Consider the following 16,857-nt stretch of genomic DNA (forward strand, 5'->3'; position numbering starts at 1 on the left):
ACTACATCTTGTGTTTTGAGTCGGTTTTCGGTGGTCATGGACACAACTGAGCCCGACCGAAGTCGGGCTGTAAGTCATGCTCGATGATCAGCTGAGGCGAGCGGCGCCGACGTGATCTGCACCATCGGCAGCGACCTTGGCGGAACCGGTGTGATCGAAGCCGTCAGCAGCAACTTTGGCAGCGCCAGTGTGATCAAAACCGTCGGAAGCGAGTTTGCCTGCACCGATGTGATCGGCGCCATCGGCGGCGAAGGAAGCCGAGCCGGTGTGGTCGTAGCCGTCAGAAGCGACAGCGGTTTCGGTGATGAAAGTTGCCGAGCCAGTGCGATCGTAACCGTCGGCGGCGAAGGTGTTGGCGGCCAGGACAGACAGGGTTAGGGCGAGGATCAGTTTGGTTTTCATGGTGGTGGCTCCAGGTTGGTTGGCGTTGTGTGCCTTGGGTGTGGAATTCATACTACGCCTACTAATTTGATTAAAAAGAGCAAATAAACGCTTAAAATTATCGTATAAATCGATCTTTACGGCTCGGCGCTTTATTTGCCTTGAGTAGCGGGGCAGGTGGGGCGAACCGTTAAGAAGGAGTGCGGGTGATTAGCCGTTGGAGCAGCCGTTACCCATGACGCTGTAGCGCAGGATGTGGCGTTGACCTTTGGAGTCGTCGTATTCCATCTTCGCTGGAACCACTTCGCACACATTGGGGATTTCACTCATGGAGATAACGTTGGCGATGTCCAGGTGAGTGGAGTAGGTGTATTCCTCGATAGCCGGTTTCTGCTGTGCGACATCAGTCGGGACCTCATCTGCCATGGCGGTTGCGCACAGGCTGGAGAGGGCCAGAACTAATAAAGCTTTCATTTCAGTTTTACCTTTTAGAGGTCGATTGGGGTCGCGCAACCTTTTTGGGGTTGCGTGTGGAACTTGATTACCGGGGTTTTGATTAACTGCCTTCGTGGGGGCTGCAGCTGGGTTAATCAGGGTTTGCCTTGTTGGCGAGGCTGATTTTAGGCGTGGGGGTCGTGTTCATATAGGTGAGGTTTTGATAAACACTTTTGACAGATTTCGTAACAATCAACCAATAGCCTGTGTAGGAGCGAGCTTGCTCGCGATGGTCGTTAACGATAACGCGCCACGTCTGACAGCCTGTGGCGTTCTGAGGTTTATCGCGAGCAAGCTCGCTCCTACAGGGGTTGCGTGATGTTTTGGAGATGTGTTTCAGGCTTGTTTTGGGCTTATCACGATAATTTGTAGGGGCTTGTTACTACCATCGTCGAATGGTTCTATAAGCCCGGCCCGGCTACAACGGAGTCATACAAAAACAACTATTCCACCGAGGTAAGAAAGATGAGTGCGGCTTCTCTGTATCCCGTTCGTCCCGAGGTTCTGGCCAACACGCTGACTGACGAGGCGACCTACAAGGCCATGTACCAGCAGTCCGTCGTCAACCCGGACGGCTTCTGGCGCGAACAAGCCAAACGCCTCGACTGGATCAAGCCTTTCACCACGGTAAAACAGACTTCCTTCGACGATCACCACGTCGACATCAAATGGTTCGCCGACGGCACGCTGAACGTTTCCTACAACTGCCTCGACCGTCATCTGGCCGAGCGCGGCGATCAAGTCGCGATTATTTGGGAAGGGGATGACCCTGCCGAAAGCCGCAACATCACCTACCGCGAGCTGCACGAACAAGTCTGCAAGTTCGCCAACGCCTTGCGCGGCCAGGATGTGCACCGCGGCGACGTGGTGACTATCTATATGCCGATGATCCCCGAAGCCGTGGTCGCCATGCTGGCCTGCACCCGGATCGGCGCGATTCACTCGGTGGTGTTCGGTGGTTTCTCGCCGGAAGCCCTGGCGGGTCGGATCATCGACTGCCGCTCGAAAGTGGTGATCACCGCTGACGAAGGCGTTCGTGCCGGCAAGAAGATCCCGCTGAAGACCAACGTCGACGACGCGCTGACCAACCCGGAAACCAGCAGCATCCAGAAAGTCATCGTGTGCAAGCGCACCGGTGGCGACATCAAGTGGAACCAGCATCGCGACATCTGGTACGAAGACCTGATGAAAGTGGCGGGCAGTGTCTGCGCGCCGAAAGAGATGGGCGCCGAAGAAGCGCTGTTCATCCTTTACACCTCCGGTTCCACCGGCAAGCCCAAAGGTGTGCAGCACACCACTGGCGGTTACTTGCTGTACGCGGCCATGACCCACGAGCGCGTGTTCGACTACCGCCCGGGCGAAGTTTTCTGGTGCACCGCCGACGTCGGCTGGGTCACCGGCCACAGCTACATCGTCTATGGTCCATTGGCCAACGGCGCGACCACGCTGCTGTTCGAAGGCGTGCCGAACTATCCGGACATCACCCGTGTGGCGAAGATCGTCGACAAGCACAAGGTCAACATTCTCTATACGGCGCCCACCGCGATTCGCGCGATGATGGCGTCGGGGCAAGCCGCTGTTGAAGGCGCTGATGGCAGCAGTTTGCGCCTGCTCGGTTCGGTGGGTGAGCCGATCAACCCGGAAGCCTGGGACTGGTACTACAAGAATGTCGGCAAGTCCCGTTGCCCGATCGTCGATACCTGGTGGCAGACCGAAACCGGCGGCAACATGATGAGCCCGTTGCCGGGTGCGCATGGCCTCAAGCCGGGTTCGGCGGCACGTCCGTTCTTCGGTGTGGTGCCAGCGTTGGTCGATAACCTGGGCAACATCATCGAAGGCGTGGCCGAGGGTAACCTGGTGATTCTCGATTCGTGGCCGGGCCAGGCGCGCACGCTGTATGGCGACCATGACCGTTTCGTGGATACCTACTTCAAGACTTTCCGTGGGATGTACTTCACCGGTGACGGTGCGCGTCGTGACGAGGATGGTTACTACTGGATTACCGGGCGCGTGGACGACGTGCTCAACGTATCCGGCCACCGAATGGGTACCGCCGAGATCGAAAGCGCGATGGTTGCGCACCCGAAAGTCGCCGAGGCTGCAGTGGTCGGTGTGCCGCACGACATCAAGGGGCAGGGCATTTATGTCTATGTCACGTTGATTGGTGGCGAAGAGCCGAGCGAGCAACTGCGTATCGAGTTGAAAAACTGGGTGCGCAAAGAGATCGGCCCGATTGCTTCACCGGACGTGATTCAGTGGGCGCCGGGGCTGCCGAAGACCCGTTCGGGCAAGATCATGCGGCGGATTCTGCGCAAGATTGCTACGGCTGAGTACGATGGATTGGGGGATATTTCGACCCTGGCGGATCCGGGTGTGGTGCAGCATTTGATTGATACGCACAAGACGATGAATGTGGCGTAAGTAGCGGTTTTTGAGTCATCGAAGCCCCGCCGGGTGTTGAGTCTGGTGGGGCTTTTTGTTGCCTGATGGTTTTGTGTTGGCAGGTCGGGCCTCTTCGCGGGCAAGCCCGCTCCCACAGTGGCTCTCCAGCGAACACAGAATGTATGCCCGAATCAAATCCACTGTGGGAGCGAGCTTGCTCGCGATGAGGCTAGGTCAGGCACCCCATAAACAACGCCCAATAATTATCGGCTTCATCCGTAGGTCATTTCCCACTGTTACCTTCCATTCTTCAAGTTACTAAATGTGTAACCGCTCGCGCCGAAACGGGGCGATGGGAAACGCAGAGCCCCTAATCAAGGCAACCGTTTAATCATTCAGAAACAACAAGCAACGCCAAGCTTGCCGGATTAGAAGGCTTTGCCAATAATAGGCCCGCAATTTGCAATATAGATCGGTTCACTGTCTTTTGCTCTTGCATGAAATTGCAAGGCTGTCAACGTGCCCAAGCGGCTTTCTCGGTGCTTCTGTAATTTGTTGTCGCATTGAAGAAATATCGACTTCGGGCCTGTCGTTAGAATGCCGGTCATTCGCTCGTCGTTGCCTGTGTTGAACATTCGCACAGGTCTGTAGGACGCAGCACCACTTTCCGGTTCCACTCATTCGCATATTGGGCTGTCGCTCACTCTGCCGTTCTAGCCCTTTACCGATGGAGTCCCAAGATGAAGAAACTCGTGCTGCTTGGCGCCCTGGCACTGTCCGTGCTGTCCCTGCCGACCTTCGCCGATGAAAAGCCTCTGAAAATCGGTATCGAAGCGGCTTACCCTCCGTTCGCTTCCAAAGCGCCGGACGGCAGCATTGTGGGTTTCGACTACGACATCGGCAACGCCCTGTGCGAAGAGATGAAGGTCAAGTGCGTGTGGGTCGAGCAAGAGTTCGACGGTCTGATCCCGGCACTCAAAGTGCGCAAAATCGACGCGATCCTGTCGTCCATGTCGATCACCGAAGACCGCAAGAAGTCCGTGGACTTCACCAACAAGTACTACAACACCCCGGCGCGCCTGGTCATGAAGGCTGGCACTCAGGTCAGCGAAAGCCTGACTGAACTGAAGGGCAAGAACATCGGCGTGCAACGTGGTTCGATCCACGAGCGTTTCGCCCGCGAAGTCCTGGCCCCGCTGGGTGCCGAGATCAAGCCGTATGGTTCGCAGAACGAAATCTACCTCGACGTCGCTGCCGTTCGCCTCGACGGCACCGTGGCAGACGCTACGCTGCTGGATGACGGTTTCCTGAAAACCGACGCCGGCAAAAGTTTTGCCTTCGTTGGCCCGGCCTTCACCGACGTCAAATACTTCGGCGACGGCGTAGGCATTGCGGTTCGCAAGGGTGACGCGCTGAAAGACAAGATCAACACCGCGATCGCCGCCCTTCGCGAGAACGGCAAGTACAAGCAAATCCAGGACAAATACTTCGCCTTCGATATCTACGGCAAGTAACACGTCCGGGCGACAAGTCCGAAATGGCGCAAGCAACAGGATCTCTGAGGTTTGCGCCATTTTTTCATCCCAACTTTCGAGGACCTGAATCATGTTGAAAGGCTACGGGGCTGTCATCCTCGATGGCGCATGGCTGACGCTTCAGCTCGCCTTGTCGTCCATGGCCCTGGCCATCCTTCTGGGGCTGATCGGCGTTGCGCTGCGTCTGTCCCCGGTGCGCTGGCTGGCCTGGCTGGGCGACCTGTATTCCACGGTGATCCGCGGGATTCCCGACCTGGTGCTGATCTTGCTGATTTTCTACGGTGGTCAGGATCTGCTCAATCGCGTCGCTCCGATGCTCGGCTATGACGATTACATCGACCTGAACCCGTTGGCCGCCGGTATCGGCACGCTTGGTTTCATCTTCGGTGCGTACCTGTCGGAAACCTTCCGTGGCGCGTTCATGGCGATCCCGAAGGGGCAGGCCGAAGCTGGTATGGCGTATGGCATGAGCAGTTTTCAGGTGTTCTTCCGGGTGTTGGTGCCGCAGATGATTCGTCTGGCGATTCCGGGTTTCACCAACAACTGGCTGGTGTTGACCAAGGCCACCGCGCTGATTTCGGTGGTGGGTCTGCAAGACATGATGTTTAAGGCCAAGCAGGCGGCCGATGCCACCCGCGAGCCTTTCACCTTCTTCCTCGCAGTGGCGGCAATGTACCTGGTGCTCACCAGTGTCTCGTTGCTGGCATTGCGTCACCTTGAGAAGCGCTACTCGGTAGGCGTAAGGGCGGCTGATCTATGATCTTCGACTACAACGTCATTTGGGAGGCCTTGCCGCTGTACTTCGGCGGCCTGGTGACCACCCTGAAATTGCTCGCGCTGTCGCTGTTTTTCGGTCTGCTGGCGGCGTTGCCGCTGGGGCTGATGCGCGTCTCCAAGAACGCCGTCGTCAACATGTCGGCCTGGCTGTTCACCTACGTGATTCGCGGCACGCCGATGCTGGTGCAGTTGTTCCTGATTTACTACGGGCTGGCGCAGTTCGAAGCGGTGCGTGAGAGTTTCCTTTGGCCGTGGCTGTCCAGCGCGACGTTCTGTGCGTGTCTGGCGTTCGCCATCAACACCAGCGCCTACACCGCTGAAATCATCGCCGGCAGCTTGCGTGCGACGCCGAACGGCGAGATCGAAGCCGCCAAGGCGATGGGTATGTCGCGCTACAAAATGTACAAGCGCATTCTGCTGCCCTCGGCCCTGCGCCGGGCGCTGCCGCAGTACAGCAACGAAGTGATCATGATGCTGCAGACCACCAGTCTGGCGTCCATCGTGACCCTGATCGACATCACCGGTGCCGCGCGCACGGTCAACGCCCAGTTCTACCTGCCGTTCGAGGCGTACATCACGGCGGGTGTGTTCTACCTCTGCCTGACCTTCATTCTGGTGAAGCTGTTCAAACTGGCCGAGCGCCGCTGGCTGGGCTATCTGGCCCCGCGGAAGCACTGATATGGAACGCATCGATCATGCATTGCCGTGGAGCCACTTGGGCAGCGAACGCCAGATTTCGGTGTTCCGCTTCGGCGCTGGCGAGCGCAAGGCCTACATCCAGGCCAGCCTGCACGCTGATGAATTGCCGGGGATGCGCACGGCCTGGGAGCTGAAAAAGCGCCTGACCGAACTCGAAGCCCAAGGCTTGCTCAACGGTGTGATCGAACTGGTGCCGGTGGCCAATCCGCTGGGTCTTGGTCAACTGCTGCAAGGCAGTCATCAAGGGCGTTTCGAAGCGGGCAGCGGCAAGAATTTCAACCGGGATTTCGTCGAGCTGAGTGAGCCGGTGGCCGCTGCGCTGGAAGGGCATCTGGGCGATGATCCGCACGCCAACATTCGCTTGATCCGTCAGGCCATGAGTGATGCGCTGGCTGCATTGCCACCGGCCGCGAGTCAGTTGCAAGGCATGCAGCGCGTGTTGCTCAGCCATGCCTGCACCGCCGATGTGGTGCTGGACCTGCATTGCGATTGCGAAGCCGCGTTGCACATGTACGCCTTGCCGCAGCATTGGCCGCAATGGCGTTCGCTCGCCGCGCACCTGAACGTGAAGGTCGGTCTGCTGGCGGAAGATTCCGGCGGCAGTTCGTTCGACGAAGCGTGCTCGCTGCCGTGGCTGCGTCTGTCGCGGCAGTTCCCGGAGGCGCAGATTCCACTGGCGTGCCTGGCGACTACCATTGAACTGGGTGGTCAGGCCGATACCGGCCGCGCGGACGCCGAGGCTTATGCCGAGGGCATTCTCGCGTTCCTCGCCGAGCAGGGTCTGATCAGCGGCGAATGGCCGAAACCTGCGCAGGACGCCTGCGAAGGCCTGCCGTTCGAAGGCACCGAATTGCTGTTCGCGCCACATCCGGGCGTGATCAGTTTCTTGCGTAAACCCGGCGGGTGGATCGAAGCCGGCGACGAAATTTTCGAAGTGATCGATCCGTTATCGGATCGGGTCAGCACGGTGTGTGCTGGTACGTCCGGGGTGCTGTTTGCCATTGAACGGCTGCGTTATGCCCAACCCGGTTTCTGGCTGGCCAAGGTGGCGGGGCGCGAAGCGCTGCGTCACGGGCGCTTGCTCAACGACTGACTGACTGTTTTTGTGAGAACCGACCGCATGTACAAACTTGAAGTCCAAGACCTGCATAAACGCTATGGCAGTCACGAAGTGCTCAAGGGCGTGTCCCTGAAAGCGGCGGCTGGCGATGTGATCAGCATCATCGGCTCCAGTGGCTCCGGCAAAAGTACCTTCCTGCGCTGCATCAACCTGCTTGAACAGCCGCACGCAGGCCGGATTCTGCTCAACAACGAAGAGCTGAAACTGGTGGCGAACAAGGATGGCGCGCTGAAAGCCGCCGACCCTAAACAGCTGCAACGCATGCGTTCGCGCCTGTCGATGGTGTTCCAGCATTTCAACCTGTGGTCGCACATGACCGCGCTGGAAAACATCATGGAAGCGCCGGTGCACGTACTCGGCATGTCCAAGGCCGAAGCCCGCGAGAAAGCCGAGCACTACCTGAACAAGGTCGGCGTGGCGCATCGTAAAGACGCCTACCCGGGACACATGTCCGGCGGTGAGCAGCAGCGTGTGGCGATTGCCCGTGCGCTGGCGATGGAGCCAGAGGTGATGCTGTTCGACGAACCGACCTCGGCCCTCGACCCGGAACTGGTCGGCGACGTGCTGAAAGTGATGCAGGCCCTGGCCCAGGAAGGCCGGACCATGGTGGTGGTGACTCACGAAATGGGCTTCGCCCGTGAAGTGTCGAACCAGTTGGTGTTCCTGCACAAAGGTGTCGTCGAAGAAAGCGGCAACCCGCGTGAGGTGCTGGTCAATCCACAGTCCGAACGCCTGCAACAATTCCTCTCGGGCAGCCTGAAGTAATCAGGACTGCCGTTGCGCACCCGGATAGTGCATGCTTCGCAATTTAGAGGCTGGCCCCGATCCCCTGTGGAAGCGGGCTTGCTCGCGAAAGCGCTGTGACATCCAACGCAGATGTCGCCTGATTCACCGCTTTCGCGAGCAAGCCCGCTCCCACCTTGATCGCAGTCGGTTTTGAGATGTGCGTTCATTTACGGGCTAGCATTGGCCCATTGCCTTCATCACTGTTTTCGTTTCGGATTGCCCGCCATGACTGCCCATCGAATTGGTTTCCTGATTTGGCCCAGCACTAAAGCCCTGACGCTTTCGCTGGCTGAGGAGGCCTTGCGTGTTGCCCAGCGTGTGCATCCGGACGTGGTCTACGAACTGTCGTTCTTGCAAGCCGAACCGCCGACCGAAGGCGCCTGGCAATTGCCGGGTGAGCCGTGGGCCGGCAAGCTCGAAAATTTCCAGAAACTGTTCCTGCTCGCCGATGAGCTGCCAGTCACGCTCGCGCCAGCGCTCAGCAGTGCGCTGAAACAACAGGTGCGTGCCGGATGCGTGATCGGTGGTTTGTCCGCCGGTGTTTACCCGTTGGCGCAACTCGGCTTGCTCGACGGTTATCGCGCCGCCGTCCACTGGCGCTGGCAAGACGATTTCGCCGAACGCTTCCCGAAAGTCATCGCCACCAGCCATTTGTTTGACTGGGATCGCGATCGCCTGACCGCGTGCGGTGGCCTGTCGGTGCTCGATCTGTTGTTGGCGGTATTGGCCCGTGACCACGGCGCCGAACTGGCCGGCGCGGTCTCCGAGGAGCTGGTGGTCGAACGCATCCGCGAAGGCGGCGAGCGCCAGCGAATTCCGCTGCAAAACCGCCTCGGTTCCAGCCATCCGAAGCTCACCCAAGCCGTGTTGCTGATGGAAGCCAACATCGAAGAGCCGCTGACCACCGACGAAATCGCCCAGCACGTGTGCGTATCCCGTCGTCAGTTGGAGCGGATCTTCAAGCAGTACCTCAATCGTGTGCCGAGCCAGTACTACCTGGAACTGCGCCTGAACAAGGCCCGGCAGATGTTGATGCAAACCAGCAAGTCGATCATCCAGATCGGCCTGTCCTGTGGCTTTTCTTCGGGACCGCATTTTTCCAGCGCCTACCGCAATTTCTTCGGCGCCACGCCGCGGGAAGATCGCAACCAGCGGCGCAGCAGCAGCCCGTTCGAGTTGTCGTCAGTGCCGTCCGAGCGCGGCTGAGTTACTCGTCGATCTCGGAACCGCCAGAGGTGGAAATCTCCATTTCACCTCGATTGACCACGGCTTCCACGCCAAAGTCCACGCGCGTGCGTTCGTAGTAGCTGATCAGCCGCAACAGGCTCTGCTCTGAAAACGGGTTGCCTCTTAATGAAATGCTCTCTCCGATATACACCGGCAATTCCATCAGGTCGCTAGGTACTTCGGTGATCGCGTTGGCGCTCAGATCGGCCCAGTCCAGTTCGTTCAGCTGAAACAGTCCATACGGTATTTCGGTGATGCCGGTGCCGTTGAGGCGCAAGGTCGCCAGGTTTGGCATCTGCTGCAGGTCAAGCGTCTGCCACAGAGGGTTCAGGCCCAGGTCGAGGTAGTCAAGCAACTCCATTCCCGCCAATGCATTCGCCGATTCCGCCGACAGCGTAATTTGGCAATTGGGCAGTGACAGTGAGCGCAGTTGACCCATCTTGAACACGGCGTCGGGAATGTCGCCCAGATGGCAGTCGCGCACGCTGAGACTTTTCAGGCTCGGGAACGACTCCAGAAATTGCCCGATGCGCGTCACGCCGTTGGCGCTTTTCAGCTCAAGCGATGTGACATGGCTGAAGTCGGCGTGCAAAGTCGGCAACTCCCCATTTATCGGTGCATTGATGACCAGCTCGAAGGTCGGCTCAAGCGCTTCATTGAAATCATCCAGCGCCGATTCACGGCGCCAGCAGCGCTCGACCGTTTGCATGAACTCTTCGCGGTTTACGTGCTCGACAAACAGTTGGTGTGCGTTGAATGGTTCGCGCGTCAGCGGGTGCTGTGGCGGCAGGTCGGCGGTCCATGCGGCGAGGTCGTTGCTCAGCTGAGTCAATTCGGCTTCCAGCTTTGTCAGTTCTGTCCGGCCATCTGCCAGTGTGCCGGGGAGTTCGTACACGAAGTCGCTCGCCTCTTCGATCTCCATAGCCGGGTACAGCGCCGTGACGCGCTGAACATCCATCTCGGGTGCCGAAACGCCCAGATCGAAGGCAGTCTCGAAATAATGCTGTTTGACTCGTTCACGCGCCCCGTCGCTGAGCGGGTTATCGGAAAGATGCAGCCCGCGCTTCTCGCATACCGGGCTTTCGAACAAGCCGGGAGGCAGCTCGCTGATGTTGTTGTTCGTCAGCAGAAGGGTGTTGAGCCGGGTGTTTTGCAGGGCGTCGCCGGGTATTTCTGTCAGCCCGGTTTGGCTCAGGTCTAGATGAGCGAGCGCCGGCATTGAGTCTATGGCCGGTACAGCTTCGAATGGGTTTCGGTAGAGATCCAGCATCTGCAGTTTTTTCATCGAGGACAGTTTTGACCAGGCGGCAGCGTCGAAATTGATCGCGCAGTCGCTGAGGATCAATATGTCCAGATCCACCATTTGGCCGATGGCGTCGGGAAGCGTATCCAGGGAAAAGCGGCGCAGTTCCAGTCGACGAAGCCCGGTGAATGGCTGAAGAAAACCATGGACACCTTGCGCGGAATGATCGCCTTCGAGCCGCAGCTCCGAGACGTGGCTGAAGTCGGCCGTCAGTGTCGGCAGATCTCCGGGAACGCGGTCTGTGAACCGCAGGGTATAACCGTCGGTCCCTTCCGGCGCCTGGAAGTCCCGGTCCGATTGCCGGCGCCAACTGCGCCGGATTTCCTGGGCCAGCAGCCGACGGTTTTGACGCAAGGCTTGTCTTGATGCTGTGGGCAACAGGATTCCGGTTTCGGGATGGGTGGTGGGGGAGTCGTTGATCCAGCGATCCAGATCCCAATGCAGCTGATCAAGTTCGCGAGCCAGTCGTGAAAGCTCCGAACGAACGCCATCGGGGTGCTGTCGCAGGCGCAAGATGACGGCATTCAGCTCATCCTGAGTCAGGCTCGGATAAACCTCGCGAACCCGATCATCAAGCGTTGGCGTCGTCCGATTGGTGCGGGTGTAACCTTCCGTACCTCCAGGCAAGCGCATGGTGGCCGGGTCGTAAAACGGTTTCCGCTGAGGGTTTTTGGCGAACAGCGTGCGCAATTCCGGCCGCAGGGCTGCGTGCTCGGCGATGCGTTGTTTGAGCGCTTCGCCATTGCTGTCGGAAACACCGACTGCCTTACGCTCCGCCTCGGTCAGCGTTTGAAAGATCGCTTGATAAAACGTGCCGGGATCACTCATTTCAGGCGCCTGAAACGTGCCGTCTTCGGCGTGCACCAGTGTCGTGACGGTTGGCGCGTCGGCCGGCCCGATGCTGTCCAGCAATGAGCCGTTGGCAGAAAACTCCCTGACCTCGAGGCGCAGGCGAGCGGGCCTCCCGGGCATCGATTCGAGACTGTGCAAGGCCAGGCGAAAATGGTCAGGCGTGTCCATGCCGTCGAGATAAAACCCTTCATAGGCCCTGGCGACACGTACGGCTTCCATGGCTTTCACCGCCACGTCTTTCAGGCGCGGGGAGACTTTTCCGCTGTGCAGTTGCATCCATTCGCTGCCGGTGGCGTTGCTCACCAGTTCTTGGGCAATGTCGGTCGGCAGGTTTTGCACGACACCTTGCAGTAGCTGGACGTTGCGATCATCTGTTTTTTCCAGTTCGCGGTAGCGGGATTCGAACAGCGAAAGCCGTTGATTCAGAGCCTGTTCGCGGTCGGGATGCTCGCTTCCGGACTCGATCAGCGCCTGAATCTCACGGTCGATTTTGAAGCGTTTGATGGTGTCGGTCAGCAGTGAAGGCGGGCGCTGGTTTTCGACATGGATCTCGCGCAGCACATTGTCGTGAAAGCCACTGATGCGTAGGGCTTGCTCGCGCTCGGCACTGCTGAAGGACTCCACGCTTGGGCCGAGGCGCCGCAATACCGTTTCCCGGTCCCACGTCAGGGGTTGCTCCAGTAATGTCTGCCAGGCGCCGTGATGGTTGTGCCGCAGAGGCGGTTGATAGGCATTGGCCCGGTTCGGATGTTCGATCTGAAATCTGCCCGTCTCGCTATCCCGCTTGACGGCATAGAGTTTGCCTTCGAGGCGCAACAGCGGTTTGCCCTCGTGCGGGTACAGCCCGAGGTCATTCGGTTGGGCGGTTTTCGGCAAGTTGACAGGTTGCTCGTAAGGGACAAGATCCGGCTTCCAGTAGCGGGTTTTGCCACCACCCGTTTCGACGGGTTTGAGCGTGGAGAATAGCGCCACGGCTTCAGGGCCCATCAAGCGGCTGAAGGCGCCGGTCGCCAGCGCTCCGCCCACTGCGAACGTACCGAGTTGAACCACTGATTCGGCGAGACTGATGACGTGTCCCCACGCTTGGGTTTGCAAATCCTCGGCCCAGTCGACAATGCCTTCGAAGACTTCATCGAGCACCTGGTACGCCATGTAGGCCAGCATCAACTCGCCCAGGAACGGAACGAAAGGCAGGGCCACGAACGACGCCACTTCAAGAATCGTGGTCGCGACTTTACTCAGCGCGTTCCACAGTGCCCACCGCGCGGCGCGGTCGGCACTGGCGGTGGAGACGGCGAGGGTGCGCGCATCGTTGAGAATTTTGTTCAGTTGCTGTTGATAAAGGTGAGTCCACAGATCGTTTTTGGTCGCAGTCACCGCAAATCGCAGGTTGGGCCTGTCGATGGGCGTTTCTCGCCAGCTGGGCATCGGGTCGCCAGGCGGGTGCTCGTGCCAGGTCACCGAGCTGAGGCGGCGGTTGAGGTCAGAGAAAAAATGACCTCTCTCCCCGTGATCGACGAATCGGCTGAAGAACGCCTGGTAAGCGGGGGCGCGCAGTTTGCCGGCGAGCTCCTTCATGAACGTCAGTGAGTCGGGGTATTGCTTGAGCGGATGTTCCGGATCATCGGGGACGTAGACAATCACCCGAGTCGGCTGCTGCAAGCGATCGAGTCGGGGGGCAAATACCACGATGCCGGTGAGCGACGAGGACATCATCGACAGGTCGTGACCGAGCAACGGTTGACCGTCCAGTTGCATACCTTCGCGACCCTCGACGATGCCAAGAATCGAATCGAAGGCATCGGTCGGCAGGTCGTTACGCAGGCGCGCCATTTGCAGCGCGGCCTTGAGCGCAGCCTTTTGCGTGCTGATGACGCTCAATTTCACATACTCGCCGCTCACCGGGCTGTTAAAACCGAGGTGTTCTTTCAGGTATGCCTCGTACTGGCCGCCGATATCCAACTCACGGCATAACCGGGTGAAGCTCTGAACAGGCAGCTGGCGTTTTAGCGTCGGCAGCGTATCGAACTGTCCGGATGGGGAAGGTTCGGTGATGTAAGTCGAGTCGCGTTCGTAAGCGTCCGTTTGTGTTTCTGACGCCTGAAAGTTGTGCAAGGCCGCGTCAAGCAACGATACCGTCCAGGTACGGGCGCCATCGGTCTTGATCGGGAACCATGGGATGGTCTGAGGAATGTACAGACGCAGGAACGTGGTTTTCACGTCCAGTTCAAGGCCGAAGCGGGTTTTCAAGGCACCACTCAGAAGTGACTCGGCGAAGTCGCGGGCGTTTTGCAGTTTTGCCAATTTGGCTTCCAGGCGATTGCGCTGGGTCCAGTGTGCCTCGTTGGCTAGTTTCAACGCCTGGTGCTGTTCGCGGGTGGCCCTAGCGTGCCAGTCGGGCAATGGAAGTCGAGTGCTTTTCAGGGCACTGCGGGTCAGGGGCGACGCTTTTAGTAACCAGTCCGGCAAGTTGTTGAATGCCGGATGAAAATGCGCGTCGGGCGGAGCGGTCAAGTCGGGTTCTTGCTGATTCATTGCGCTAGTCCTTTAGCGATCGGAAAGAACCCAAGCAAAACAGACCATGAACCGTTGCGTGCGGTACATATTTACCGCACCGCTGCGCAGCCCCGCTATAAACTGTGCCGCCGGTTTAAACTGCGCCTTTGCGACCCTATATGTCGCATTGCCGTAAACCCGGTAAAAACCGGGGTATGCGCTATAAGAAGTTGTCGCTTGGCGGCAAGGCCGGGCTGAAAACTGTCCTTACAATCCCCCCATCGCTCGCCAGTTTCAGGCGGGTGTTCCTCTTCAGGAGACTCCGATGTCCGTTGAGCACGCTGCGGTAGAACGCGCCGATTTCGACCAGGTAATGGTTCCCAACTATGCGCCTGCCGCTTTCATCCCGGTACGTGGCGCCGGTTCCCGCGTTTGGGACCAGTCTGGCCGCGAGCTGATCGACTTCGCCGGCGGGATTGCCGTCAACGTATTGGGCCATGCGCACCCGGCGCTGGTCGGTGCCTTGACCGAACAGGCGAACAAGCTGTGGCACGTGTCCAACGTGTTCACCAATGAGCCGGCCCTGCGCCTGGCGCATAAGCTGATCGACGCGACTTTTGCCGAGCGTGCGTTCTTCTGCAACTCCGGCGCCGAAGCTAACGAGGCCGCGTTCAAGCTGGCCCGTCGCGTCGGTTTCGATCGGTTCGGCAGCGAGAAGTACGAAATCATCGCCGCGCTCAACAGCTTCCACGGCCGTACCCTGTTCACCGTCAACGTCGGTGGCCAGTCGAAGTACTCCGACGGTTTCGGTCCGAAAATCACCGGTATCACTCACGTGCCGTACAACGATCTGGCCGCGCTGAAAGCCGCCATTTCCGACAAGACCTGCGCCGTGGTTCTGGAGCCGATCCAGGGCGAGAGCGGTGTGATCCCGGCCGAACTCGAATACCTGCAAGGCGCCCGCGACCTCTGCACCGCGCACAACGCGCTGCTGATCTTTGATGAAGTGCAGACCGGCATGGGCCGCACCGGCAAGCTGTTCGCCTACCAGCAATACGGCGTGATCCCGGACATCCTGACCAGTGCCAAGAGCCTGGGCGGCGGTTTCCCGATCGCAGCTATGCTGACCACCGAAGACCTGGCCAAACACCTGGTCGTCGGCACCCACGGCACCACTTACGGCGGCAACCCGCTGGCGTGCGCGGTCGCGGAAGCCGTGATCGATGTGATCAACACCCCTGAAGTGCTGGCCGGTGTCAACGCCAAGCACGACAAGTTCAAGGCTCGCCTGGAACAGATCGGCGAGAAGTACGGCCTGTTCACCAAGGTCCGCGGCATGGGCCTGTTGATCGGTTGCGTGCTGAGCGATGCCTGGAAGGGCAAAGCCAAGGACATCTTCAACGCCGCCGAGCGTGAAGGCCTGATGGTGCTGCAAGCTGGCCCGGACGTGGTGCGTTTCGCGCCAAGTTTGGTGGTTGAAGACGCGGATATCGACGAAGGTCTTGACCGTTTCGAGCGCGCTGCGGCGAAACTGACGCAAGCCTGATAGACCCTTCGACGCCTGACCATTCAGGCGTCGAACCCAATTGTTATGCCGGAACCGTTTTTCTGTAGGAGCGAGCTTGCTCGCGATGGAGTGTCAGTCGACGCCAATGTGGCTGACCCACCATCGCGAGCAAGCTCGCTCCTACAAGGGTTCGGCTTATTTTCCTCAAAGAGTTTTTCGAGAAAGGAGTGACACCATGCTGGTGATGCGCCCCGCGCAAATGGCTGATCTGGGCGAGGTACAGCGTCTGGCTGCGGACAGCCCGATTGGTGTCACTTCCTTGCCGGATGACGTTGAACGCCTGAGCGACAAGATCGCCGCGAGCGAAGCCTCGTTTGCCGCCGAAGTCAGCTTCAACGGTGAAGAGAGCTATTTCTTCGTCCTCGAAGACACCGCGACCGGCAAACTGGCCGGCTGCTCGGCGATCGTTGCGTCCGCCGGTTATTCGGAGCCGTTCTACAGCTTTCGCAATGAAACCTTCGTGCACGCTTCCCGCGAGCTGAAGATTCATAACAAGATTCACGTGCTCTCCCAGTGCCACGACCTGACCGGCAACAGTTTGCTGACCAGTTTCTACGTGCAGCGCGAGTTAGTGGGTTCGCCTTGGGCCGAGCTCAACTCCCGTGGCCGCTTGCTGTTCGTGGCCAGCCATCCGGAGCGCTTTGCCGATTCCGTGGTGACCGAGATCGTCGGTTACAGCGATGAAAACGGCGACTCGCCGTTCTGGGACGCCATCGGTCGCAACTTCTTCGACCTCAACTACGCCGAAGCCGAGCGTCTGTGCGGTCTGAAGAGCCGGACCTTCCTCGCCGAGCTGATGCCGCATTACCCGATCTACGTGCCGCTGCTGCCGGACACCGCGCAAGAGGCGATGGGCCAGGTGCATCCACGGGCGCAGATCACCTTCGACATCCTGATGCGCGAAGGCTTCGAGACCGATCACTACATCGACATTTTCGACGGCGGCCCGACCTTGCACGCACGCGTCTCGGGGATCCGTTCGATTGCTCAAAGTCGCGTAGTGCCGGTGAAAATCGGCGAGCCGGTCAAAGGCGTCGGCCGTCAGTACCTGGTGTCCAACGCCCAGTTGCAGGATTACCGCGCCGTATTGCTCGAGCTCGATTACGCGCCAGGCAAACCCGTAACCCTGGATCTGGAAGCAGCCGAAGCCCTGGGCGTCGGTGAAGGTGCGAGCGTGCGCCTGGTGGCGGTTTAACAACTGCTTTGAATGCCTGGAAAGTAGAAGTGTTTCGCGGGT

The 16,857-nt window shown here is 59.0% G+C and carries 12 protein-coding genes; 9 read left to right on the top strand and 3 right to left on the bottom strand.

Annotated elements, in window-relative coordinates:
- Positions 1-87 precede the first annotated feature (87 nt).
- Positions 88-402, bottom strand: a complete 315-nt coding sequence (locus tag ACYZT9_RS07650) for a hypothetical protein (protein WP_462009250.1) — start codon at positions 400-402, stop codon at positions 88-90.
- Between the two features lie 189 nt (positions 403-591).
- A complete protein-coding gene (locus tag ACYZT9_RS07655) occupies positions 592-855 on the bottom strand; it encodes a DUF2790 domain-containing protein (protein WP_462009251.1) in 264 nt (87 codons plus the stop codon).
- Positions 856-1,341: 486 nt separating this feature from the next.
- Between ACYZT9_RS07655 and acs the strand changes: the two genes are divergently transcribed.
- From acs to argR, 7 genes are all read left to right on the top strand, one after another.
- A complete protein-coding gene (gene acs, locus ACYZT9_RS07660) occupies positions 1,342-3,297 on the top strand; it encodes an acetate--CoA ligase (protein WP_462009252.1) in 1,956 nt (651 codons plus the stop codon).
- A gap of 701 nt (positions 3,298-3,998) precedes the next feature.
- Positions 3,999-4,772 carry an ABC transporter substrate-binding protein gene (locus ACYZT9_RS07665; RefSeq protein WP_462009253.1) on the top strand — a complete coding sequence of 258 codons (774 nt, stop codon included), beginning with the start codon at positions 3,999-4,001 and terminating at the stop codon, positions 4,770-4,772.
- A gap of 91 nt (positions 4,773-4,863) precedes the next feature.
- Positions 4,864-5,553 carry an ABC transporter permease gene (locus ACYZT9_RS07670; RefSeq protein WP_462009254.1) on the top strand — a complete coding sequence of 230 codons (690 nt, stop codon included), beginning with the start codon at positions 4,864-4,866 and terminating at the stop codon, positions 5,551-5,553.
- A complete protein-coding gene (locus ACYZT9_RS07675; protein WP_283181347.1) occupies positions 5,550-6,248 on the top strand; it encodes an ABC transporter permease in 699 nt (232 codons plus the stop codon). The genes ACYZT9_RS07670 and ACYZT9_RS07675 overlap by 4 nt, the downstream gene beginning before the upstream one ends.
- 1 nt (position 6,249) lies before the next feature.
- Complete coding sequence (locus tag ACYZT9_RS07680; protein ID WP_462009255.1) at positions 6,250-7,362, top strand: succinylglutamate desuccinylase/aspartoacylase family protein; 1,113 nt, start codon at positions 6,250-6,252, stop codon at positions 7,360-7,362.
- 27 nt (positions 7,363-7,389) lie between these two features.
- Positions 7,390-8,154 (top strand): ABC transporter ATP-binding protein, encoded by a 765-nt coding sequence (locus tag ACYZT9_RS07685; RefSeq protein ID WP_223504630.1) that lies wholly within the window; start codon positions 7,390-7,392, stop codon positions 8,152-8,154.
- A 246-nt stretch (positions 8,155-8,400) separates the two neighbouring features.
- Entirely contained in the window at positions 8,401-9,381 is a 981-nt protein-coding gene (gene argR / locus ACYZT9_RS07690) for a transcriptional regulator ArgR (protein WP_462009256.1), read from the top strand.
- Between the two features lies 1 nt (position 9,382).
- Here the strand turns inward: argR and ACYZT9_RS07695 are convergent, their stop codons facing one another.
- Positions 9,383-14,092, bottom strand: coding sequence for a dermonecrotic toxin domain-containing protein (locus ACYZT9_RS07695; protein WP_462009257.1), 4,710 nt, complete (start codon positions 14,090-14,092; stop codon positions 9,383-9,385).
- A gap of 286 nt (positions 14,093-14,378) precedes the next feature.
- On the opposite strand from ACYZT9_RS07695, the gene ACYZT9_RS07700 reads away from it, so the two are divergent.
- Both ACYZT9_RS07700 and aruF read left to right on the top strand, forming a co-directional pair.
- Complete coding sequence (locus ACYZT9_RS07700; RefSeq protein WP_462009258.1) at positions 14,379-15,599, top strand: aspartate aminotransferase family protein; 1,221 nt, start codon at positions 14,379-14,381, stop codon at positions 15,597-15,599.
- 196 nt (positions 15,600-15,795) lie between these two features.
- Entirely contained in the window at positions 15,796-16,815 is a 1,020-nt protein-coding gene (gene aruF / locus ACYZT9_RS07705) for an arginine/ornithine succinyltransferase subunit alpha (RefSeq protein ID WP_462009259.1), read from the top strand.
- Positions 16,816-16,857: the final 42 nt, after the last annotated feature.

The sequence above is a fragment of the Pseudomonas sp. ZT5P21 genome (assembly GCF_054897785.1).